This window comes from Fuscibacter oryzae (assembly GCF_016765795.1).
Classification (GTDB): domain Bacteria; phylum Pseudomonadota; class Alphaproteobacteria; order Rhodobacterales; family Rhodobacteraceae; genus Fuscibacter; species Fuscibacter oryzae.
In genome coordinates, this window is record NZ_JAESVP010000007.1 from 175,418 (window position 1) to 181,667 (window position 6,250).

Below are 6,250 nucleotides of genomic sequence, written 5' to 3' on the forward strand. Positions count from 1 at the left end.
ATGACCACAGTCATCAAAAACGGCACCATCGTCACCGCTGATCTGACCTACAAGGCCGACGTGCTGATCGAGGGCGGCACCATCACCGCCATCGGGCCGAACCTTTCGGGCGACAAGGTGCTGGACGCCACCGGCTGCTACATCATGCCCGGCGGGATTGACCCGCATACCCATCTGGAGATGCCCTTCATGGGCACCTATTCGGCGGATGATTTCGAATCCGGCACCCGGGCGGGCCTTGCGGGCGGCACCACGATGGTGGTCGATTTCATCCTGCCGGGGCAGGGGCAGGGGCTGATGGATGCCGCGAAGGCGTGGCACAACAAGTCGGGCCGGGCGCACGCCGATTATTCCTTCCACATGGCGATCACCTGGTGGGGGCAGCAGGTGTTCGATGACATGGAGGCCAGCGTCAAGGCGGGGATCACCAGCTTCAAGCACTTCATGGCCTATAAGGGTGCCCTGATGGTGAATGATGATGAGCTGTTCTCGTCCTTCCGCCGGGTGGGCGATCTGGGCGGGTTGGCCATGGTGCATGCCGAAAATGGCGATGTGGTGGCCGAACTGACCGCGAAACTCTTGGCAGAGGGCAACACCGGACCGGAGGCTCACGCTTATTCCCGCCCGCCGCAGGTGGAGGGGGAGGCCACGAACCGCGCCATCATGATCGCCGACATGGCGGGCACGCCGCTTTACGTTGTGCATACCTCGTGTGAGGATGCCCACGAAGCAATTCGCCGCGCGCGTCAGGCGGGCAAGCGGGTCTGGGGCGAACCGCTGATCCAGCATCTGGTGCTGGACGAAAGCGAGTATTTCAACGCCAATTGGGACCATGCCGCCCGCCGCGTCATGTCGCCCCCGTTCCGCGACAAGAAGCATCAAGACAGCCTGTGGGCAGGCCTGCAATCGGGGTCGCTGTCTTGCGTCGCGACCGACCACTGCGCCTTTACCACCGCGCAGAAACGGTTCGGCGTGGGCAATTTCTCGAAAATTCCGAACGGCACTGGTGGCTTGGAAGATCGCCTGCCGGTCCTGTGGCAGCATGGCGTGAACACCGGCCGCCTGACCCCGAATGAGTTTGTGGCGGTGACCAGCACCAATATCGCCAAGATCCTGAACCTTTACCCGAAAAAGGGCGCGGTTCTGGTGGGGGCTGATGCCGATCTGATCGTCTGGGATCCGGCAAAGGAAAAGACCATCGGCGCCACGGCTCAGCAATCCGCCATTGATTACAACGTGTTCGAGGGGCAGAAGGTCAAGGGCCTGCCGCGCTATACCCTGACCCGCGGCCGCGTGGCGTTCGAGGATGGCACGGTGCATGGCCAGGAAGGCTGGGGCCAGTTCGTAGGGCGTGAGGCCCGCCCGGCGGTGAACCGCGCGCTGACGGCGTGGAAGGAACTGACCGCGCCGAGGCCAGTCACGCGGACGGGCATTCCGGCGACGGGGGTGTGATGAAAGACACGCTAGCCACCGCCAGCCCGGTCATCTCGGCCCAAGGCGTCAATCTGGTGTTCCAGACGGGTGACGGCCCGGTTCATGCCCTTAAGGATGTCAACCTGACCATCAACAAGGGCGATTTTGTCAGCTTCATCGGCCCTTCCGGCTGCGGCAAGACCACCTTTCTGCGCGCCATCGCGGCGCTGGAGCAGCCGACCGGCGGCACGCTGACGGTGAACGGCATGGCCCCGGATGAGGCGCGGCGGGGCCGGGCCTATGGCTATGTGTTTCAGGCGGCGGGGCTTTACCCTTGGCGCACCATCGCCGGGAACATCAAGCTGCCGCTGGAGATCATGGGCTTTGACAAGGCCGAACAGGCGGCGCGAGTGGAGCGGGTTCTGGACCTTGTGGACCTTGCGGGCTTTGGCAAGAAATTCCCCTGGCAACTGTCGGGCGGCATGCAGCAACGCGCCAGCATCGCCCGCGCGCTGGCCTTCGATGCCGACATCCTGTTGATGGACGAACCCTTTGGCGCGCTGGATGAAATCGTGCGCGACCGGCTGAATGAAGAGCTGCTGAAGCTCTGGGCGCGCACCGGCAAGACCATTGGGTTTGTCACCCATTCCATCCCCGAGGCAGTGTATCTTTCCACCAAGATCGTCGTCATGTCACCGCGACCGGGCCGCATCACCGATGTGATCGACAGCCCCCTGCCACGCGAACGCCCGCTCGACATCCGCGACACGCCCGAATTCATCCAGATCGCCCACCGCGTGCGCGAAGGGCTGAGGGCAGGGCATTCCGATGACTAGGGGGCAGCCATGAACCCCGGCGTGTTCCTGTGGCTGGCGGGGTCCACCGCCACTTTCATGGCCGCCAATTCGGCGCTGAAACTCTACGCGACCAAGGGCGGCTGGCCGATGCTGGTGGGCGCGCTGGCGCTGTTCTGCCTTGGCAATGCGCTGATGATCCCGGTGATGCGCGCAGGGGGCCTTGGCCTGTCGCTGGCCCTGTCGGTGGTGTTCCAACTGGTTGCGGTGACGGTGGTGGCGCTGGTGGTGTTCGGAGAGCGCCCCAGCCCGCAGCAATGGGCGGGCGTCGCGCTGGGTGTGGTGGCGGTGCTGCTGATCGCCTGGCCGAAGGGGGGTGCGGTGTGAGGGGGTTTGTTTTGGCCGTTGGGGTGGCCGCAGCTTGCCCTGCACTCTCTTTGGCTGAGGGGGTGCCGACAGGAAATGACGTGAATCCTGCGGTAAAGGAGCCATATTTGCTGCCTTATGGTCAGGACACATATCGCCCAATCGGGCCTGACACATGGCCTGCCTTGCTGGATTTCGGCGAGGTTCGTGTGCTAGCCGTTCTGGTTGCAAATGTCGTGCCGCGTCCGGTGGCTGGTAAAGTTGCCCAATATCATGAGGGAGACGGACCTAACTGTGCGGAAGACGGTGACAAAATCCGCCTCGACATACTGGCCTTCGGGACAACCAAAGAGCGTATGAAACTGTCCTGTTCGGTAAGTCTGCTGTGGGAAGGCAAGCCATACCAAAGCTTCAAGCCCTACACCTGTTTCAATGGAAAAGTGCCGGCTGATGGCGTCTTGATGAAGGCCGGAGGCCATCCATTAATATACTATCATGATAATGATCCGGGTGGGAATTGGACCGTTCAGATTGATGTGACCGAGAAGGCGAGTGGCAGAACGGCGCGCGCGACGGCAGGATATTTCAAGGACTGTCAGCCCGAATGACCCGCGCCACCCCCATCCTCGCCGTCCTCGCCCTGATCCTTGCGGTCTGGTATCTTGCCGTGCCCATGGCGAATATCCAGTGGGAGGTTGATCAGGCCGCCCGTGCGGGCACGCCCACCAACCCCGCCGGGGCCTTGGGCGCGGTCTTGCCGCAAACTGCGTTGGTGCTGGCCAACCCCGATCTGATCCCCGCCACCTATGCACAGGAACGCCCCGTCCTGCCCGCGCCGCATCAGATCGTTGAGGAGCTTTGGAAAACCACCGCCGGCACCAAGCTGTCGTCGAAAAAGAACCTTGTCTATCATGGGCTTGTCACGCTGACCTCGACCTTCTGGGGCTTTGTCGTCGGCAGCCTGCTGGGCATCGTCATGGCGGTGATGATCACCCGCAGCCGCACGGTCGAGATGGGGCTGATGCCTTGGGCGATCATCAGCCAGACGGTGCCGGTGGTGGCGATTGCGCCGATGATCGTGGTTCTGTCGAATTCTGCCGGTTTGGGCGAGCATCTGGGGGTGGAAAACCGGCTGGTGTCGAAGGTGATCATCGCGGCTTACCTCAGTTATTTCCCGGTGCTGGTCGGCATGATCAAGGGGCTGCGCAGCCCCGATCCGATGCAGTTGGACCTTTTGAAAACCTATAGCGCCAGCGAGGGGCAGGGGTTCTTCAAGCTGCGCCTGCCCGCCTCGGTGCCTTACCTGTTCGCCTCGCTGAAGGTGGGTATCGCGGCCAGTCTGGTCGGCACCATCGTCGGCGAACTGCCGACGGGGGCTGTGGAAGGCTTGGGCGCGCGGATGCTGGTGGGCAGCCAGTTCGGCTCTCCCATCATGGTCTGGGCGGCGCTGTTTGCGGCGGCCATTCTGGGGGGCGTGCTGATTTCGATCGTGCGGCTGGCCGAGGGGCTGGTGACACGGCGCATGGGGGTGCGGGCATGAGCTGGCTGATCTTTGCCGTTGCCTTCTGGCTGGTCACATGGGCGATCAACGCGGCGTTGGCGAGCAGTTCGGCAGCCAGTACGCGGGTGGTGAAAATCCTGATCCCGGCCTTGTTCGGGGCGGCGATTCTGGTGCTGTGGGAAGGTGTCGTGCGGGGGCTTGGCGTTCCCGAAGTGGTGCTGCCCGCGCCTTCTGTGATCGGGGCGGCGATTGCGGCGAACCTGCCGACCTTGGGGCTGGACTGGTTTCAGACCATCATCAAGGGGGGCCTGACCGGCTATCTGATCGGGGCCTTTGCCGCCGTGGTGGCGGCGGTTCTGGTGGACCGCGTGCCGTTTCTGAAACGTGGCCTGCTGCCCGTCGGCAACTTTGTCGCCGCCCTGCCGATTGTCGGCATCGCGCCGATCATGGTCATGTGGTTCGGGTTCGACTGGCATTCCAAGGCCGCCGTCGTGGTGGTGATGGTGTTCTTCCCCGTCCTCGTGAACATGGTCGCAGGGCTGGAGGCGACGGATCGCCTTTCCCGCGACCTGATCGCCACTTGGGGCGCAAGCTATTGGCAAGCGCTGTTCAAGCTGCGCTTTCCGGCGGCAATGCCCTTTCTGTTCAACGGCTTGAAGATTGGCACCACGCTGGCCCTGATCGGCGCTATCGTTGCTGAAAACTTCGGCTCTCCTACCCTTGGCGTGGGCTTTCGTATCTCGACCGCCGTGGGGCAGCTTGCACTGCCCATGGTCTGGGCCGAGATTGCAGTGGCGGCGCTGTCGGGTTCGGTTTTCTATGGCCTTGTGGCGGCCATCGAAAAGGCGGTGACCTTCTGGCACCCCTCTCAACGCAGATAACCGGGCCAAAGGCCCCAACAACGGAGGTGAGACAATGAAGAAACTGCTGATCGGAACCGCTTTGGCGCTGCTGGCACAGGCGGCGCAGGCGGATGACAGCGTGAAGCTGCAACTGAAATGGGTGACGCAGGCGCAGTTTGCTGGCTACTACGTCGCGCAGGAAAAGGGCTATTACAAGGAAGAGGGTCTGGACGTGACCATCCTTCCCGGCGGCCCGGATATCGCGCCGGAACAGGTGATCGCCGGCGGCGGTGCCGATGTGATCGTCGACTGGATGCCCGCCGCTTTGGCTGCCCGCGAAAAGGGCCTGCCACTGGTGAACATCGCGCAGCCGTTCAAGCATTCAGGCCTGATGCTGACCTGCCTGAAAGAATCTGGCGTCGCCTCGCCCGCTGATTTCAAAGGGAAAACGCTGGGCGTCTGGTTCTTTGGCAACGAATACCCCTTCTTGTCGTGGATGTCGAAGCTGGGCCTTTCGACCGCTGGCGGGGCCGATGGCGTGACGGTGTTGAAGCAGGGCTTCAACGTCGATCCGCTGTTGCAAAAGCAGGCGGCTTGTATCTCGACCATGACCTACAATGAATATGGTCAGGTGCTGGAAGCGGGGATCAAGCCCGAGGATCTGGTGACCTTCAAATATGAGGATGAGGGCGTCGCCACGCTGGAAGATGGTCTTTATGTGCTGGAAGACAATCTGAAAGACCCGGCGTTTGAAGAGAAGATGGTGAAGTTCGTCCGCGCCTCGATGAAGGGCTGGAAGGACGCCGAGGCGAACCCCGATGCCGCCGCCGCCATCGTGCTGGAGGCAGACGAGACCGGCGCCCAGACCGAAGCGCACCAAAAGTTCATGATGGGCGAGGTGGCCAAGCTGACCGCCGGTTCGAACGGCGCACTGGATGAGGCGGATTACAAACGCACCGTGGCCACTTTGCTGGGCGGCGGCTCTGACCCCGTTATCACCAAAGAGCCGGAAGGTGCCTTTACCATGGCGATCACCGACAAGGCGCTGAAGTGATTCATGCGCTGAGATAGGCGATTGATGTGACAGGGAAAGGCCGCGTCTTCGGGCGCGGCCTTTCGCGTTTCAACCCTCCCTCTCTCCATCACAGGGGGAGGCGCCCGCTGTCTGGCACCGGGTTGTCCTGCTCAGGGTGGCGGAAATGGAAAAGGCCTGACCTGCCCCCCGGTCGTCCCTCGTTCATAACGAGAGTCCTTGGGGTTGATAGTGGTCGGTTTCGGGTTGGGCAAGCGCGCCGGGCGCGGAGCCCTCAGATTGCTCAAGCGCCCGGCGCGCG

The 6,250-nt window shown here is 62.7% G+C and carries 7 protein-coding genes; all 7 read left to right on the forward strand.

What is annotated here, in order from left to right:
- On the forward strand, nt 1–1,452 hold the full coding sequence (gene hydA / locus JI744_RS14890) for a dihydropyrimidinase (protein ID WP_202661923.1): 1,452 nt from the start codon (nt 1–3) through the stop codon (nt 1,450–1,452).
- Nucleotides 1,452–2,249: an ABC transporter ATP-binding protein gene (locus JI744_RS14895; RefSeq protein ID WP_202661924.1), complete on the forward strand. Its 798-nt coding sequence runs from the start codon at nt 1,452–1,454 to the stop codon at nt 2,247–2,249. The genes hydA and JI744_RS14895 overlap by 1 nt, the downstream gene beginning before the upstream one ends.
- A 9-nt stretch (nt 2,250–2,258) precedes the next feature.
- On the forward strand, nt 2,259–2,594 hold the full coding sequence (locus JI744_RS14900; RefSeq protein WP_202661925.1) for a hypothetical protein: 336 nt from the start codon (nt 2,259–2,261) through the stop codon (nt 2,592–2,594).
- Nucleotides 2,595–2,758: 164 nt separating this feature from the next.
- Nucleotides 2,759–3,181, forward strand: a complete 423-nt coding sequence (locus JI744_RS14905; RefSeq protein WP_202661926.1) for a hypothetical protein — start codon at nt 2,759–2,761, stop codon at nt 3,179–3,181.
- Nucleotides 3,178–4,113, forward strand: a complete 936-nt coding sequence (locus JI744_RS14910; RefSeq protein WP_202661927.1) for an ABC transporter permease — start codon at nt 3,178–3,180, stop codon at nt 4,111–4,113. The genes JI744_RS14905 and JI744_RS14910 overlap by 4 nt, the downstream gene beginning before the upstream one ends.
- The gene (locus JI744_RS14915) at nt 4,110–4,955 is read left to right on the forward strand and encodes an ABC transporter permease (RefSeq protein ID WP_202661928.1); all 846 of its coding nucleotides are present in this window, start codon (nt 4,110–4,112) and stop codon (nt 4,953–4,955) included. The genes JI744_RS14910 and JI744_RS14915 overlap by 4 nt, the downstream gene beginning before the upstream one ends.
- A gap of 34 nt (nt 4,956–4,989) precedes the next feature.
- Entirely contained in the window at nt 4,990–5,970 is a 981-nt protein-coding gene (locus JI744_RS14920; protein WP_202661929.1) for an ABC transporter substrate-binding protein, read from the forward strand.
- The last annotated feature ends 280 nt before the right edge of the window (nt 5,971–6,250 follow it).

Bases quoted from the DNA above. Each gene is read 5' to 3' on its own strand.
- JI744_RS14895 (WP_202661924.1), top strand. From the start codon at position 1,452: ATGAAAGACACGCTAGCCACCGCCAGCCCGGTCATCTCGGCCCAAGGC.
- JI744_RS14915 (WP_202661928.1), top strand. From the start codon at position 4,110: ATGAGCTGGCTGATCTTTGCCGTTGCCTTCTGGCTGGTCACATGGGCG.
- hydA (WP_202661923.1), top strand. From the start codon at position 1: ATGACCACAGTCATCAAAAACGGCACCATCGTCACCGCTGATCTGACC.
- JI744_RS14910 (WP_202661927.1), top strand. From the start codon at position 3,178: ATGACCCGCGCCACCCCCATCCTCGCCGTCCTCGCCCTGATCCTTGCG.
- JI744_RS14900 (WP_202661925.1), top strand. From the start codon at position 2,259: ATGAACCCCGGCGTGTTCCTGTGGCTGGCGGGGTCCACCGCCACTTTC.
- JI744_RS14920 (WP_202661929.1), top strand. From the start codon at position 4,990: ATGAAGAAACTGCTGATCGGAACCGCTTTGGCGCTGCTGGCACAGGCG.